The organism is Tetragenococcus halophilus, from assembly GCF_001712815.1.
In the GTDB taxonomy this organism is placed as follows: domain Bacteria; phylum Bacillota; class Bacilli; order Lactobacillales; family Enterococcaceae; genus Tetragenococcus; species Tetragenococcus halophilus.
In genome coordinates this window covers 354,236-370,333 of the sequence record NZ_CP012047.1, presented here as the reverse complement: position 1 = coordinate 370,333, position 16,098 = coordinate 354,236, and the positions used below count along the sequence as shown (strand labels likewise).

Here is a 16,098-nt window from a genome sequence, read left to right as displayed (position 1 = left end):
TTTATAAAACAAAAACTGCCAGAATTTTCATTCCTGCAGTTTTTTTCCGTTACGACTTATTCAGTCCAATGCTCAACTTTTTCTGGATTTTCACTAATCCAGTTTTGCGCTGCCTCTTCAGGTTCAGCGCCATTTTCTATTTCTAACATCACAGATTGAATATCGTCAATTTCCCACTGAAAATTATCTAGTATTTGATAAGCTTCTGGTTCGTCTTCTTCTAACCCTTCTCGTGCCATGGTTTCAATATTTTCAGGTTCTCCCATAGTTTCTTTGGGATCTTCTAACATCGTTAAATCATAGCGTGAAAAAATCCAATGCGGGGCAAAGATTGAAACCACAATGGGTTCTTCTTGTTTAATCGCTTGATCTAATTCAGCAATCATGGCTGCAGTTGAAGAATTAACTTGTTCCCAATCAGATAAATTCGGGTAAGCCTCAATCGTTTCATCAGTAGCGTCTGAAGTCCCTGTACCGGGCTCAACGCCCACGATTTCTTGGTCAGCTTGGTCGGTTAAATCCTCAATACTTTCAACATCTTCCATGTAAGCAGGAACAACCAAACCAGTTTGAGCGCTTTTTTCTAAATTTGCACCTAATTTATCCATTTGGTCACTAAACATATCATATTGGATTTGATTGGTTGCCGGCCAGGCACCAACCATGGCATCAGCTTCGCCGTTGGCTACAGCTTCCCACATCACGGGAATATCTAAAGCGATAGTATTCACTTCATAACCTTCGTTTCTTAAGACTTGAGCAATGACATTTGTCGAAGCCAGTTCGGTATCTAAATTGATATAAGATAAGGTAATGGTCCCTTTATTTGAACGACCGGGAACAGTTAAGCCAAGCACTGTAATCAAAGCAACTGCTGCAACAACAAGTCCGCCAACCAATTGCTTACGTCGCTTGGTCGTTTTGACAACTAGATTGGCTTGTTTTTTACTTGGCTGGTTCATTCGTTGCGCCACACGATCCATTAGAATCGCTAAAATGACAATACCTACGCCATAAACAAAACCATTCCCAACTTCAGAACGTTGTACTGCTGCTAAAACGCCTTGTCCCAATCCTGGTGCGCCAATCATAGAGCTAATAACTACCATAGATAGACTGAGCATGATGGTTTGGTTAATCCCAGCAAAAATGCTTCCTTTAGCAAGAGGCATTTCTAGTTTATAAAGTTTTTGCCAAAGCGTTCCGCCAAAGGAATCAGAAGCTTCTTTTAACTCCTCATCCACTTGGCGAATTCCCAAGTTGGTTAATCTTACAGTTGGAGGTAAAGCAAAAATAACTGAAGCAAACACACCAGGAACCATACCAATGCCAAAAAAGGCGACTGCTGGTATCAAATAGACAAAACCAGGCATGGTCTGCATGATATCTAAAATCGGTTTTATGACAATTTCTACTTTATTACTTTTAGCCATCAAAATTCCCAATGGTATCCCAATCATTACAGAAATTAAACTTGATAAAATGACTAATGTCAATGTGTACATCAGATCTGACCACATGTCTTGATTGTAAATAAATAATAAACCAATCAAAACGAAGACGGGCATCTGCCACCGTTTTTTAAAAATAAAGTAGGTCGCTACCGTTAATAGCAAAATCATTATCATTGGCGGAATTACGGATAGTCCATTGGATAGAGTATCCATCACAAATTGCCCGATTGTTTGAATCATTGAAAAAAAGAAGGCAAGATGTTCAGTTAACCAATCAACAATACGATCTACCCAGTCAGCTATCGGTATCGAAGTTTCTAAAAAATTAATAATGGGCGGACACCTCGACATATGGATCAGATTTGTCTGCTCTCATAATAAACACTCCTCATTTTTAATTTAGCGTTAATACATGTCATTTAGAGTAACAAACATCCCGGTGACATGCAAATTTATTATGAATATTCTGTCATTTTTTATCGCTATTATCCCCACCATCAAAGAGTTCGAAAGAATTTTCAAAAAAATGAATTTATTTGCTATTTTTATTCTTTCATTAAAAGTAAGCGTTTGTAATTTCATTATAAAAAAAGGCTTTGTTTTATCAAAATTTTTAGTAAAACAAAGGCTTTTATCTGCCATATGTTCATTTCTATATCCTGAGCATTGATTTCAGCACATAAGTCTGAAAAAGCACTGCCCCCACTATTATATAAACTTCATATTCATTGGGATTTTGGCCTTCAACGCGGCTTTTTTCGCCTTGGACTAAGTCACCAATTTCATCCATATCTTCTTGAGCTAGTTCAAAGTCTAAATAGCGGAAATTATCGTATTGATGTTTTTGGCTGGTAGACCTTACCACTGGAAAGATATGATGTTGATTGTCCCAGTTAATAATCACCTGTGCAGGACTACGATCGTATTTTTTCCGCAATTTCTTTTATCGTAGGATCGGTTAAAGCATCATTGATTTCGCGGGCATAAGGACTCCAAGCTTCAGAAACGATACCACGTTTGTCATTTTCTGCAATTAATTCTTTATTATTAAAATAAGGGTGACGTTCAATTTGATTCGTTGCTGGAGTTACATCTGTTGCCTCAATGATATTATCCAAATGTTCAGGTAAAAAGTTGGAAACACCAATTGTCTTAATCAAGCCATATTTCTGCGCATCCAACAGGGCTTAGCAAGCTTTGACATATAATTCTTCTTTAGAACTGGCCCAATGGATCAAATACATATCGAAATAGTCTAAACCTGGGCGATAAAGTGATTCTTGAATGAGCGCAATCGCTTTATCGTATTTATGCGCTAATCCGGGGAGTTTATCGCTTATATAAAGTTGTTTTCTGGGAATAGAAGAGCTTCGAACAGCTTTATCCACCATACCTTCATTATTAATCTGTGGCGGTATCGAGAATGCGATAACCCAAATGAGCTTGGTAAATACCTTTATCACCTTGAATATGAACTGTACCTAATCCAACATGGGGTAAAGTTGTGCCAACATTTAAATAAAATTTATCCTACAATGTCATGATTACCCTCCTCGTAAATCCAATAAAAAAAGCATGCCTAAACAGACATGCTCTTTCTCATTTATTAGACAAACTCTTCGTATTCATTTGGATTTTGACCTTCGACACGACCTTCTTCGCCTTTGTCTAAAGCATCGATTTTATCCAGATCTTCTTGGGCTAATTCAAAGTCTGTATAATGGAAATTTTCGTATTGATGTTTAGGGTTAGCTGAGCGAACAACTGGAAAAACATGATTTTGATTGTCCCAGTTAATGATCACTTGTGCCGGACTACGATCGTATTTTTCTGCGATTTCTTTAATGGTGTCATTGGTCAATACATCGTTGATTTCACGACCAAACGGACTCCATGCTTCAGATAAAATGCCGCGCTTGTCATTTTCTTGCACTAATTCTTTGTTATTAAAGTAAGGATGACGTTCAATTTGGTTGGTTGCCGGTGTTACACCGGTTGCTTCAATAATATTATCCAAATGTTCCGGTAAGAAGTTGGAAACACCAATGGTTTTGATCAAGCCATATTTTTGTGCGTCAACTAAAGCTTTCCAAGCTTCAACATACAAACCTTCTTTAGGGTTAGGCCAATGGATAAGAAATTTATCAAAATAATCTAAACCTGTGCGATAAAGTGATTCTTGAATAAGAGCGATCGCTTTATCGTATTTATGCGCTAATCCAGGGAGTTTTGCACTTACATAAAGTTGCTCTCTAGGAATCGATGAACGGCGAACAACTTCGCCCACCATGCCTTCGTTGTTATAATTGGTTGCTGTATCAAGCACGCGATAACCAACATCAAGTGCAGCGAGGGCTTGATGAAATCCTTTGCCACCTTGCAGATCGATTGTTCCAAGTGCAATATGTGGTAAAGTCGTTCCATCATTCAAAAGAAACTTGTTATTCAATGTCATCATAAATCCTTCCCTTCTTGTTTCTATTTCCATTATAAGAAAGAATCACTTATTTTTTAAATAAAATGCCTAAATCCTCTTTCCAAGCCAACACACGCTCAACTGAAGCATCCAATTCCGCTTCTGCATAATCGCCATCTTTCACTGCTTGAATGACTGCAGGAATTTGTGATTGATAACTAGAAGACATCACCATATCATTCCCTGCTTTTAACGCCTCTAGACCAGCATCTTCTTGCGAAATAAAATCAGCTAATCCAGCCATATCCATATCATCAGTCATGACTACGCCATCAAAGTTTAACTCTTCGCGCAAAATTTTATGCACTTCAGGTGAAATAGACGCAGGAGCATTTGGATCGATACTATTTACAATATTATGAGAGACCAGCACACTATCTGCGCCGGCTTTAATGCCTGCTTCAAAGGGTAGAAAATCATTTTCGCGTAATTCATCTAAAGAACGATCATCTTCCACAATTTCTACATGGGAATCACGGTTATCGCCATAACCAGGAAAATGTTTTAAGGTAGAACCGCTTTGTGCTTCATTTAATGTTTCTACCACGTTTTTCACATATTCACTTGTTCCTTTTGCATCCATTCCAATGGTTCGATCATAGATAAAAGACTCTTCATCTGTGGAAACATCAGCATCAGGAAACAGTCCAGCATTAATGCCTAAGTCAGCAAGAATAGCTGCCTTTTGTTTTGTATCTTGAATAATTCCCTGCCAACCGTCTTCTGCATATATTTCTTGCGGTCCTTTAAAAGGCTGGTCCACTAATTCAGGATTATTGCTAATCCGTGTCACTGTCCCGCCCTCTTCATCCGAGCCAATTAAAAGAGGGATATCGCTTGCTTCTTGAAAAGATTGGACTTTCTCTTGTAAGCTTTCTTTTGTCGCATTTTCCGTATCCTCACCAAATAAAACATAGCCGCCTAAATGATAATCTTCTAGATCAGACACTTGATTTTCTTGTGGCGTCCGTGCAAAAAATAACTGACCAACCTTTTCTTCTAATGACATTTTATCGATCATTGTAGTAATATTATCTTCCTCTTCTGAACTACTAGTCATCGTTGTTTGTGAGCTAGAATTGCTTGTAGTACTTGTCGCAGTTTTTGTCTCCTGATTGCGAGTCATCGCCCAAACACTAGCCGCGCAAACCACCAACAAAACACCCACTAAACTAATAATAACGCCTTTTTTCTTCATCTCTACTCTCCTAATTTTTAAGTATATCGTATATTGTCTTTTCTATTTTAACGTACTTATTAACAAAATAACAAAATTTCATCTAATAAAAACACCTTCTTATTATTAGATAAAGAAGGTGTTTTTCACCACAAAAAAATGCGGCAACTTTTGGATGTTTTATTTCATTTAATTAACGAACTGTTTTTAAGTAACTTTTCAATCGTTTCAAAGGTAGGGCACGTCCCACAACATAGTTCAAAATTGATTGAATCGGAAACATAACTAAAGCTTTTATAACTCTTGGGCCCCAAATTACTCCGCTGGTAATAGGTTGATTATACATAATCATTAACCAAATCGGTGTCAAAATTAAGCTGACAATAATTGTAATTGACAAGGAGCAAAGAATAGCGTTTTTCCAAGTCACTTCTTTTTGATAAAAGAAATAACCATAAATTAGCCCCCCGATAAATGCATTCAATGTAAATCCAGGAAAAAACGCAGATCTAGCAAATAGCATCATACCAATTGTATCTGCTAACACAGCTCCTATTCCGGTCCACATCGGGCCAAATAAGGCGCCCATAATAATTTTAGGGACAAATTCAAAAGAAATTTTGATAAACTGTGTTTCAAAACCGAAAATACGTGACAGAATAACAGTCAGTGCGATCAATAGCCCTAGCATGGTGATCATATGTGCATTGATCTTTTTTGTCATAACTAGCATCCCCTTTTTGCGACAAAAAATGCCGCCTAGAGCTGCTACATTAAAAATGCAGCGAATGCGAAAACAAAACCGCGAACTTTCGTCCTTCGTCCAAAAGGCAACATCCCATCCTCTCGGCACTTGACGCTTCGTTTTCTACTCTGATTTATTAATGGAAGTTTTATCCACCACACAGACTATAGCACAGCTGTTGGTTAACTACAATGGATTTGTTTTTTTAAGAAGTAACTAATAACAAGAGAACACCAGAAAACATTAAAACTAGAGTTAGTCCGTAAAAGCAGCTAGTTTATTTGAATTCTTAAGTTAGTCTGCTAAACTAGATCTAGTTTTTTTAAAATCTTGAGTTAGTCCACCAAAGTAGATCTAGTTTTTTTGGATTCTTGAGCTAGTCCGCCAAAGTAGATCTAGTTTTGTACGAACTCTTGAGTACTAAGTCTATTTTGATAAAAAAAGAAACCACCTTTGTATTTAGGTCTATCGTAGTTTAATTACAAAAGAGTAGCTTCTCTTCAGTCATCTATCACGGCTCATTTATGCTTCGCTTTTTTCAAATGTTCCCCACTTGACTGCTGTGCCTTTTTCTACCATCGTTTCTCCTTTAGCAATTACCGTATCGATGGTTAGATTATCCTCATCAAGTAAGACAATATCTGCGTCAAATCCTACTTTTAAATGCCCTTTTTTAGAAAACTTCAATAATTTAGCCGGTGCGCTGGTTATTGCACGCAAAGCAGTCTCTAACGGAATATTTTCTTTTTCTACGCTTTCTTTCACGCCTGTTAAAAGTGATTTGGAGCTACCGACACCCATTTCTACAAAATGGTTATTCTCATCAAAAATCGGCAAGCTTCCTTGACCATCTGAAGTCATCGTGATGCAATCAGTGTCCAATCCTTCGTCGATCACCCGTTTTAGACATCTACGAAAAGGGATCGAACCATCGAGTTCATAGGTCTGATCAGGATTCTCACTGCCTGTAATATCAAAAACGCCACCAGCTTTAGCAAAGGCAATCGCTTCGTCCAATAACGCCTCATTTCTTTCACAGTGGGTTGGATAAAAATTACTTACTGGAATATCCGTTTCTTCCAAAGCTTGTCGAATAAATGATAAACGTGATTTTCCGGGACCTACATGAATATTGGTTACGCCGGCTTTGCCTGCTAATAAACCACCTACGCGCGCGTCAGCTGCCGCATGAGCAAATTCTGTAAAAGTAGGCGCGCCATTTCTATGATCTGCGATTGCTATTTCACCAATACCAATTACTTTGTCGATGGCCATTAAATCTTTAATCACTGAATCAGTGATTGTACTTACCGGCAGGCGATAGCTACCTACATAGATATAAGTGCTAACCCCTTCAATTTCTAAGCCCCGAGCTTTGCTCAATAAAGCTATATCATCACGACCTACGCCGTCTGTACCAAGGACACCCACCACTGTGGTCACACCAGCTGTCGTCAACTGACTGAGTTGTACTTCTGGTGTTCGATTATGAAAACCATTTTCACCCCCACCGCCTAGTAAATGGAAATGGCTGTCAATAAAACCTGGCACGGCAACTTTTCCACTACCATCTATTTCTTCTATATTTATACCAGTGATTGAAGCATCGATATGATCTTCAATCGCAATAATTTTATCATTAGCCAATAATATATCTTTTACACCCTGATACTCTGGGGCATAGGTTGCAATTTGTCGAAGTAACTTCATTTCTATCATCTCCTCTTAGTGATACCCAATCAATACTGCACCAATCACAAAGGCGCTGCCTATAACAAACAAGAAAGCCTGCATCTTGACCTGAAATTTTGCCCACTGACTCCAGTCCATCCGAGCAATTCCTAAGACACCGATCAAACTAGCAGAAACCGGCGTAAAGGCATCCACAAAGCCTGCGCCTAATTGGAAACATAGAACTGCAACCTGGCGAGAAACCCCTGCCAAATCCGCTAGCGGGGCCATAATCGGCATGGTCAAGGCCGCTTGTCCAGAGTTTGAAGTGACCACTAAATTAAATAAACTTTGGAAAATATACATCAACCAAGCGGCAATCATTGAAGGTACCCCTGATAAAAGCTCTCCTACACTGTGCAAAATCGTATTCAATGCAGAAAAAGAGCCCGCATCTGAACCTCCTAGGACTAAAAGAATACCTTGGGCCATCCCTACAACAGCTGCAGTAGGTGCTAAATCAGCAACGCCCTCTTGAAAGGCAGAAGCTACATCATTAATTTTCATATTGTTCACCCGCAGAGCCATTGCAATGATACCTGCACCTAATCCGATCACAAAAAATTGTGAAGCCATTTCTGGAATAGTAAATCCTTGGGCCATCACTCCATAAACAATCCAAATTAACCCAACCAATAATTCCAATAAAATAAGCTTATGTCCTAAAGTAAATGTATGGTCCTCATCGCTGCTATTGGCTAAATTCTCACGGAAATAACCATCCGTTTTATAAGTAACTGAGCGTGTGGGATCTGCCTTAATTTTGCGCGCATAATGCACCGTATAGCCACATGAAAGCAATGTTATCACAATCCACATGACAATTCTAAAACCTGCTCCTGATAAAGCAGGAAGTCCGGCTATTCCTTGTGCGATTGCGATACTAAATGGACTCATCCAGGAAGCAGCGTTTCCTATTTCAGCAGCGGCAATCGTAATAGTCACTGCCGTAATCGAATCATAACCTAGCGCAATCGTAAAAGGCACGATAATAATGGCAAAAGCAATCACTTCTTCAGAAGCACCAAATGTGGCGCCCATAAAAGAAAAAGCAACAAAGATTAACGGAACAGCTAAATGCTGCATTCCTTTAGCGTTACGTAAGAAAGCATAAATTCCAGCATCAATTGCGCCTGTACTCATAATAATCCCAAAAGCACCGCCGACCACTAAAAGCATGGCCACAATCCCGATGGCAGAACTAAATCGATCTCCTGTGACCAATCCTTCAAACAAATAATTAAATACACCAAACCCATAGTGGTCTTCTGTCCCCCACACTTGAGCGGTCTTATTTAAATTCTCTGAAGTATCATAAATACTATTGCCATAAAGTTCGTAAAGATTATCTTCAGACAAACCAATATTTGCTAATTGTTCTAAGGAAAGCTTTTGATTTTCATCTAGAACTTGAGTTAAATCATTTTTATCTACCTGCAAGTCGCTCAATGTCTTTTCATCCTGTGAGAGCTCTTCTAACTTTGCATGTAAAACATCCTGTTCTAGTGGATTCATATAGCGAAATGAATCTTGCTGTAAAACTTCCTGAGTTTCAGTACCGCCATCTCCAGTCTCATATTCCACCTCTTCAGTACTGAACTTCCCTGCAGGAACAATAAAGGTCAACAGCCATGCTACAATAACGATGCCAAAAATGATCACGTAAGTATGCGGCATCTGAAATCTTTTTTTCTCTTCTAATTCTACCTCTTCTTGCATAATTATTTACTCCATTCTTTTTTTATCAGTTCCATGATACGTTTCTTAACCCTTTTTTTCAATAATTTTTTGTTTTCCTTTACTAAGACTAACAACTCAGTCTTTTATTATTTTGCATAATTATAACGTCATGGTGGCCATAAAAAAATCCCAAAGATTCGATTAAACCAATCTTTGGGAGAACGTCAACTGTTTTAAAAATGTTTGTATCTTTGTGCCGCATTTTTTTAGAGCAATTTAAGAAAGATAGAGGCAATGATAATCGAAGCCACAGATACTGTAGCAAAGCCTCCTACCAACATCTTAGGCATCATGTGATCTGTTAAATAATCGCGTTGTTGTTTATCGTTTGTCAAATGTTGGATCACTTCTGAAGTTAAGATATAATCCGATGGAAAACCACACAAGGCAGTTAAAGAAGTAGCAAAAGCCATTGCTGTACTCATTTTCATCGACTTGGCTAAAATGGATGAAGCGATAAACATTCCTAATACGCCCAATAGGAGTAAAATTAAAATTTGAATAATAATTCCTTGAAGAATCTGAGGCGTTACGGTATTTAGCTGGGAAAAGATATAAGCCATTAAGCCATACATCAACCAATTAAAGACGTTGGCTTGGTTTAACACATTTTTTTCCAGAAATCCGATTTGATGCCCAACAACGCCCAAAATTAAAGCACAAATACTTGAATCGATCGCTTCATTGGTTAATTGCGATAGTCCCATCGCTAATAATCCAACAAATGCGACTTTAGCTAAAACAAAAGCACTTGTCTTGTATTGACTGGAAACTTTTATAAACTTTTTTGGTTGTTTTGTTTCTTCCTGTGTTTTTTCATTTAACCTATTTTGTGACCTTGGTTGGTATTCTTTTAGCAAACGGGTACCCTCTTTTTTTAGCATAAACGAAACAAGTGGGTAACCAACAAAACTTTGTAAGATATACATCGCCACAGGTAAAGCAAGATACATGGTTAAACCTTCCGCCTTCAACCCTTCTGTCATCAAAGCAGTGGAAACCACACCGCCAATTAAAGGAGGGATTGTCGCCGCAACTGTGGACCAATCATACAAAATTGTCCCGATAATCATGGTTAAGATAGAAGCTCCGAAAGCTCCTGTTAAAGCAACGACAACTGCTTTCCATTGACTAGCCAGTTGTTTTATATCCATCATTGGGTTCTGTTGCAAAGTTCCCCATAACACCTGATTTATTGTAAAATGTAATAAAAAAGAATGCGAGGACAACAGATGAATCATTTTAAGGGCAAACAATTCCAAAAAGACGTGATTATTATCTCTGTTGGGTATTATCTTCGCTATAATTTGAGTTATCGTGATGTTCAAGAGATGTTATATGATCGTGGCATTAACGTTTCTCACACAACAATTTACCGTTGGGTTCAAGAATATGGTAAGCTGATCTATCAAATCTGGAAAAAGAAAAATAGACAGTCCTTTTATTCGTGGAAAATGGACGAAACTTATATTAAAATTAAAGGGAAGTGGCATTATCTCTATCGTGCAATCGACTCAGAAGGCATGACACTGGATATTTGGCTAAGACGAAAGAGAAATACTCAGTCTGCTTATGCTTTCTTTAAACGACTATACAAGCAGTTTGGGGAACCGAAAGTTATCGTGACAGATAAAGCACCATCAATTGCTAGTGCTTTTAGGAAGTTACAAAAGCAGGGGCTATACAGCGAAACTGAGCACCGGACAGTCAAGTATCTCAATAACTTAATTGAGCAAGATCATAGACCTGTTAAACGTCGAAATAAACTTTATCAAAGTCTTCGTACTGCATCAACTACGATTAAGGGCATAGAAGCATTGAGAGGCATATACAAAAAGAACCGAAGAAATGGAACGCTCTTCGGCTTTTCGGTATCTACTGAAATTAAAGTTTTGATGGGTATACCAGCATAGTCAAAGTATCAGAATGGGACTTTTGTACTCAGTATTGAAACTTTGCAACAGAACCGTATATCCAAATAATTTACTGTTATAAATTGTTTTGAATCGTTTAGAAAAACTTCTCGCAATCCTGGTTTATTGTTTACGACTATCATCTATACCAAAAAAGCCGCAACCTTTGATTACAGGATCAAGGAAGCAGCTTTTTTGTGTAGGCGCATGTATTCATTTTTCAGTCTGCAGGTCTTACGCAAACATCTTCTTCGCCGCACGAGCCAACGTTTTCAAATCTTTGTCATAGCGTGGTGTAGGTACCAACCGTGACATTGGTATGCCGGCAAAGTGGAATGCCGCAATTTCCCCAGAACGGACAGCACTTTGTTCTGTGAAAATCATTTGATAGGGTTGTTCGACGAATTCTCCAGTGAAAGCCAGATTGGTGGAATGAGCTGGAATCACTTTTGGCCGATCACTTTTGGCACGATTGTTGAACAATGCAGAGGCATACGGCATATACACAGGAATATTGTTGATGACACTATCCATGATCAATGCTTCTTTGTCTCGAATATTGCCCGGTCCGGGATCGACTTTAGACAACTGGCCAATCAATTCTTGCACCATTTCTTTCCCAGTCATTTCGATATAGGGTTTAGTCACAAATTCTCCTACTCGACGCGGATATAAGAAGTACCCCCAAATGACGGTTTCATTCGGTTTTTGACTGGTGAAGTGTGGTTGGTGATGGACCACGATCGACATATTGACATCTTTTTGATGTAAAGGCGAAATCGGCGTTGTGGAAATAAATGAATTCAAGGCATTTCCTGGTTCTTGTGTAGTGATACGTGTGATTTCATTCAGTAATAGATGGTCTTTGGTCGTCAAAGTAAAGCTGACCCACTCGCTCGCATCACGATCCGCGAAAAATTTATCCGGGGTACCCAGATTATAAAACTGCTCAGCCGCTTTCTTCCAAAGACTAGAGGCTGCACCGTAATCCATATTTTCTGCAGCTGGTGTATCAAAATCACCTAATGTCGCTGAATCAGTGATTGACCCATTGGTAAAGATAACAGCTGTATCATCATCAACTGCAACATACTCTTCTTGATTGGTCGTCACATTCAACATATGCAACCCAGTCACAGTGATTTTATCTTGCATCGTGGTGTCTTTGAACGACCAATCTGTGACTAACCGATCGAGGACGATGTGGCACCCTTGTTCTTTCAAGTAATTGATCAAAGGCAGCATAATGCTTTCATATTGATTGTAGCGTGTCCGATTGACCCCAACTAAATGCTCGATTTGTGTAAATTCGTAAATCATTTGGTGCATATAGCGCCGTAATTCTTGCGCGGAACTCCGGGTCCGAAAGGCAAACGTTGTTTCCCACATGTACCAAAAATTGGATTCAAAAAAGGCTGGATCTTCTTTGAAGTATTCGGCAATGGTGACATTGTCTAATTTTTCTTCATCACTGTCAGACATCATGATCATTTGTGTCAGCAACATACGGCTTTTATTGTTCAAACCTAAATGACCGCCATCAATGATCCCCTTGCCGCCTTCCAATAGTCTGGCTTTATCAAATGTCCGATGTTTCGCATCAAAATCGCGGGTATCTTCTGCAGCGGTCATGTTTGGTTCCGTCGCAGAAGGAATCCGATCCAACAGATCCATCAAGTCCACGTAGGTTCGATAGTTTAACATTCGGCCGCCTCGCGCCACATACCCTTTTTGATTCTCCATAGGATGATTCTTGTTCCAGTATTCATCTGTGACATCCCCAGTAGGTGCCCCATCATTTGATCCATGATCGTCGAGAGAGTAAAACGTGATTTGGTCGCCTTGCCATTTGCCTTCTTGAATCAGGTAAACTGCGGCTGCCATATTGGATAATCCTGCACCGATCATGATTGCTTTTTTCTTTTGCATTGCGCTTCCTCCTATTTATACATCTTGCTCAACTTCCAGTTAATTCAATGTTGAATCATATTCATCGTATAACCAAGCATCATCTTCAAAGAAACCTGTCTTCTTCGCTAGATATCCTGCACCAGCTGCAGCGATGCCTAAACCGATACTTGATAAGATCATTTTTTTCTTCATGTGATTTCGCTCCTTCGTGATTATTCTATGTCTTATTCAACTTACGGGTTCATTGTAGTCCTTAGGAGGAAATAGTTCAAATGATAACCTATGTGATTTTAGGTTCTGTTGCAAAGTTCCCCATAACACCTGATTTATTGTAAAATGTAATAAAAAAGAATGCGAGGACAACAGATGAATCATTTTAAGGGCAAACAATTCCAAAAAGACGTGATTATTATCTCTGTTGGGTATTATCTTCGCTATAATTTGAGTTATCGTGATGTTCAAGAGATGTTATATGATCGTGGCATTAACGTTTCTCACACAACAATTTACCGTTGGGTTCAAGAATATGGTAAGCTGATCTATCAAATCTGGAAAAAGAAAAATAGACAGTCCTTTTATTCGTGGAAAATGGACGAAACTTATATTAAAATTAAAGGGAAGTGGCATTATCTCTATCGTGCAATCGACTCAGAAGGCATGACACTGGATATTTGGCTAAGACGAAAGAGAAATACTCAGTCTGCTTATGCTTTCTTTAAACGACTATACAAGCAGTTTGGGGAACCGAAAGTTATCGTGACAGATAAAGCACCATCAATTGCTAGTGCTTTTAGGAAGTTACAAAAGCAGGGGCTATACAGCGAAACTGAGCACCGGACAGTCAAGTATCTCAATAACTTAATTGAGCAAGATCATAGACCTGTTAAACGTCGAAATAAACTTTATCAAAGTCTTCGTACTGCATCAACTACGATTAAGGGCATAGAAGCATTGAGAGGCATATACAAAAAGAACCGAGAAATGGAACGCTCTTCGGCTTTTCGGTATCTACTGAAATTAAAGTTTTGATGGGTATACCAGCATAGTCAAAGTATCAGAATGGGACTTTTGTACTCAGTATTGAAACTTTGCAACAGAACCCATCATTGTTCCCAGATGAACTAATAAGACAGGAACGATAATCGCGATAAACTCATCGCCAAAAGACGCTTGAACCGCAATATCTTTGGGTAAAATCGTCCAGAATCCTATAATAAATAAAATAGCTGTTATAAAAATTGATGGAATATATGCCTTTGAAAAAGTTGATACCCATTCACCAATAAAAATAAATACCATAACTACTAAAAAGGCGATTAAATATTTCATACCATCCCTCCTTGGTCTTTTGATTTGATAAAAACAAATACTAAACCTAATTTATTTGTATGTAAAGTATTTTTTTGGAATTTTCTCAAAACTTTTTATTTTCAAATTTTTTATCATATTAACGACGATTGATTTTTTGACAAATAATTTTTCTTTCAACAAAAACCATTCTTCAAATAACTAACAAAAACGCCCAAACGCTAGTTTCTAAAACTAACATTTGGACATTTATAGTCATCGATTATTCTACTTTTTTGCCTTTTTTATAAACTGTTTTTTCTTTTTGCAAGACTTTAATCTCTGTTAATGGGTTCTCATCTAGAACAATAAAATCAGCCATTTTGTCGGGTTCAATCGTTCCTGCTTGTTGATCAATTTGTAATAATTGTGCTGCATTCACCGTTGCTGCCTGAAGGACTTGTAAATTCGTTACACCGGCATCTGCCATGAGTTCAAGCTCGATGGAAGAATTTTTATCAAAATTATTAAAGGCAGTACCTGAATCGGTTCCCATAGCCAATTTTACGCCGGCTTTAGCGGCTTTACCGATGCTTTGTATATGAGCTTGTGCCAGCTCTATCGATTTTTTAACCATGAAATCAGGAAGCGTTTCTGAATTTTGATTAATTGCCCAAGGGGCAGCTAATGTCGGCACAATATAAGTTCCCTTTTGTAAAAACATCTCAATGGTTTTTTCATCTAAATAAACTGCATGCTCGATAGAATCGACACCCGCACGGAGTGCATTTTGGATACCTTCTGTTCCTTGAGCATGAGCATTGGCGGTGCGCCCTTTATGATGCGCTTCTTCTACAGCGGCTTTTAATTCGGCTTCTGTTAATTGAATATCATGAGGCGTTTCGCCATCAAAAGATACACCACCAGTTGCCATCAATTTAATATTATTGACGCCTTTTTTCAATAATACCCGAGCATATTTTCTTACCTCATCAACACCGTCAACCTCATAAGAACCCGCACTGAAATGTCCACCTGTCATAGTTAGCGGAGAACCTGAAGCAACAATACCCGGCGCAAATAATTCTCCTTGTCTTTCAAGTGCAGCTAATTCGATATCAATATCAGCGATCGAGCCAACGTCGCGAATGTAGGTAACTCCGTCTGCTAATAATTTTTGTAAATTGTTTAAGGCCAAAAAAGTAGCCGTTGGCGCTGTCGCATCCGGAGAACCCAATTGCGCAATTTTCCCATAAGGGTCAGCTACAATATGCGTGTGGGCGTTAATCATTCCCGGCATGACATATTTGCCAGCAAGATCCACTGTTTGGTCCCCTTGTTTCTCTTGGACAAATCTGCCATTTTCATCATCCATGACAAAATTTAAGCTTTCAAATTGCTCATTTTTTCCAGTAAATACCTGTGCGTTTTTATATAATGTTTTGGTCATATATCAGACTTCTTTCTTTATATTTAAAAAACATGGTAAATCTAATTCATGAGATTGTAAAGCTTATTTTGGAATTTTCTTACAATTAAGTTTATTCGCCTATTTTTATGAGAAATAGACCTTTGCTATTTTTTCTTGCCAATAATAAATTTGCCATAAGTTTTGCTTGAAGTTTATCGCAAACGTCATTTTATTTTTGGTACGATCGCAAGAC

Annotated in this window: 13 protein-coding genes, 2 pseudogenes and 1 riboswitch; of the genes and pseudogenes, 2 read left to right on the top strand and 13 right to left on the bottom strand. The window is 38.4% G+C overall.

Going from position 1 to position 16,098, the window contains the following annotated elements; genetic code table 11:
* Positions 1-56 precede the first annotated feature (56 nt).
* The 9 genes and pseudogenes from AC806_RS01720 to AC806_RS01680 all read right to left on the bottom strand — a co-directional run bounded on the left by AC806_RS01720 (position 57) and on the right by AC806_RS01680 (position 10,495).
* Complete coding sequence (locus AC806_RS01720; RefSeq protein WP_069029364.1) at positions 57-1,787, bottom strand: ABC transporter permease/substrate binding protein; 1,731 nt, start codon at positions 1,785-1,787, stop codon at positions 57-59.
* A gap of 319 nt (positions 1,788-2,106) precedes the next feature.
* Positions 2,107-2,391: an aldo/keto reductase gene (locus AC806_RS12210; protein ID WP_307718648.1), complete on the bottom strand. Its 285-nt coding sequence runs from the start codon at positions 2,389-2,391 to the stop codon at positions 2,107-2,109.
* Positions 2,369-2,842: pseudogene (locus tag AC806_RS12205) on the bottom strand (aldo/keto reductase). The gene AC806_RS12210 and the pseudogene AC806_RS12205 overlap by 23 nt, the downstream one beginning before the upstream one ends.
* A gap of 218 nt (positions 2,843-3,060) precedes the next feature.
* Entirely contained in the window at positions 3,061-3,909 is an 849-nt protein-coding gene (locus tag AC806_RS01705) for an aldo/keto reductase (protein ID WP_069029363.1), read from the bottom strand.
* Between the two features lie 49 nt (positions 3,910-3,958).
* The gene (locus AC806_RS01700; protein ID WP_069028615.1) at positions 3,959-5,128 is read right to left on the bottom strand and encodes a glycoside hydrolase family 3 N-terminal domain-containing protein; all 1,170 of its coding nucleotides are present in this window, start codon (positions 5,126-5,128) and stop codon (positions 3,959-3,961) included.
* Between the two features lie 172 nt (positions 5,129-5,300).
* Positions 5,301-5,840, bottom strand: coding sequence for a folate family ECF transporter S component (locus AC806_RS01695; protein WP_178892178.1), 540 nt, complete (start codon positions 5,838-5,840; stop codon positions 5,301-5,303).
* Between the two features lie 47 nt (positions 5,841-5,887).
* Positions 5,888-5,985, bottom strand: a riboswitch (THF riboswitch).
* 389 nt (positions 5,986-6,374) lie between these two features.
* Positions 6,375-7,562: a beta-aspartyl-peptidase gene (iadA, locus tag AC806_RS01690; protein ID WP_069028614.1), complete on the bottom strand. Its 1,188-nt coding sequence runs from the start codon at positions 7,560-7,562 to the stop codon at positions 6,375-6,377.
* A gap of 15 nt (positions 7,563-7,577) precedes the next feature.
* The gene (gene yfcC, locus AC806_RS01685) at positions 7,578-9,302 is read right to left on the bottom strand and encodes a putative basic amino acid antiporter YfcC (protein ID WP_069028613.1); all 1,725 of its coding nucleotides are present in this window, start codon (positions 9,300-9,302) and stop codon (positions 7,578-7,580) included.
* 227 nt (positions 9,303-9,529) lie between these two features.
* Entirely contained in the window at positions 9,530-10,495 is a 966-nt protein-coding gene (locus AC806_RS01680; RefSeq protein ID WP_180991294.1) for a hypothetical protein, read from the bottom strand.
* 60 nt (positions 10,496-10,555) lie between these two features.
* Here AC806_RS01680 and AC806_RS01675 point away from each other — a divergent pair, with 60 nt between their 5' ends.
* Positions 10,556-11,236 carry an IS6-like element ISTeha2 family transposase gene (locus tag AC806_RS01675; RefSeq protein ID WP_016897246.1) on the top strand — a complete coding sequence of 227 codons (681 nt, stop codon included), beginning with the start codon at positions 10,556-10,558 and terminating at the stop codon, positions 11,234-11,236.
* Positions 11,237-11,470: 234 nt separating this feature from the next.
* Here AC806_RS01675 and AC806_RS01670 read toward each other — a convergent pair whose 3' ends face one another.
* Together AC806_RS01670 and AC806_RS01665 are read right to left on the bottom strand one after the other, a co-directional pair.
* Positions 11,471-13,165 (bottom strand): oleate hydratase, encoded by a 1,695-nt coding sequence (locus AC806_RS01670; RefSeq protein WP_069028612.1) that lies wholly within the window; start codon positions 13,163-13,165, stop codon positions 11,471-11,473.
* Between the two features lie 39 nt (positions 13,166-13,204).
* Complete coding sequence (locus tag AC806_RS01665; RefSeq protein WP_014125699.1) at positions 13,205-13,339, bottom strand: hypothetical protein; 135 nt, start codon at positions 13,337-13,339, stop codon at positions 13,205-13,207.
* A gap of 174 nt (positions 13,340-13,513) precedes the next feature.
* Here AC806_RS01665 and AC806_RS01660 point away from each other — a divergent pair.
* A protein-coding gene (locus AC806_RS01660) for an IS6-like element ISTeha2 family transposase (RefSeq protein ID WP_156768841.1) occupies positions 13,514-14,193 on the top strand; the annotation gives its coding sequence in 2 pieces (ribosomal slippage) (positions 13,514-14,123 and positions 14,123-14,193; 681 coding nt in all).
* Positions 14,194-14,248: 55 nt separating this feature from the next.
* On the opposite strand, the pseudogene AC806_RS01655 reads toward AC806_RS01660, so the two are convergent.
* Together AC806_RS01655 and AC806_RS01650 are read right to left on the bottom strand one after the other, a co-directional pair.
* Positions 14,249-14,476: pseudogene (locus tag AC806_RS01655) on the bottom strand (hypothetical protein); the annotation flags it as partial.
* Positions 14,477-14,717: 241 nt separating this feature from the next.
* On the bottom strand, positions 14,718-15,884 hold the full coding sequence (locus AC806_RS01650) for a metal-dependent hydrolase family protein (protein ID WP_068710621.1): 1,167 nt from the start codon (positions 15,882-15,884) through the stop codon (positions 14,718-14,720).
* Positions 15,885-16,098: the final 214 nt, after the last annotated feature.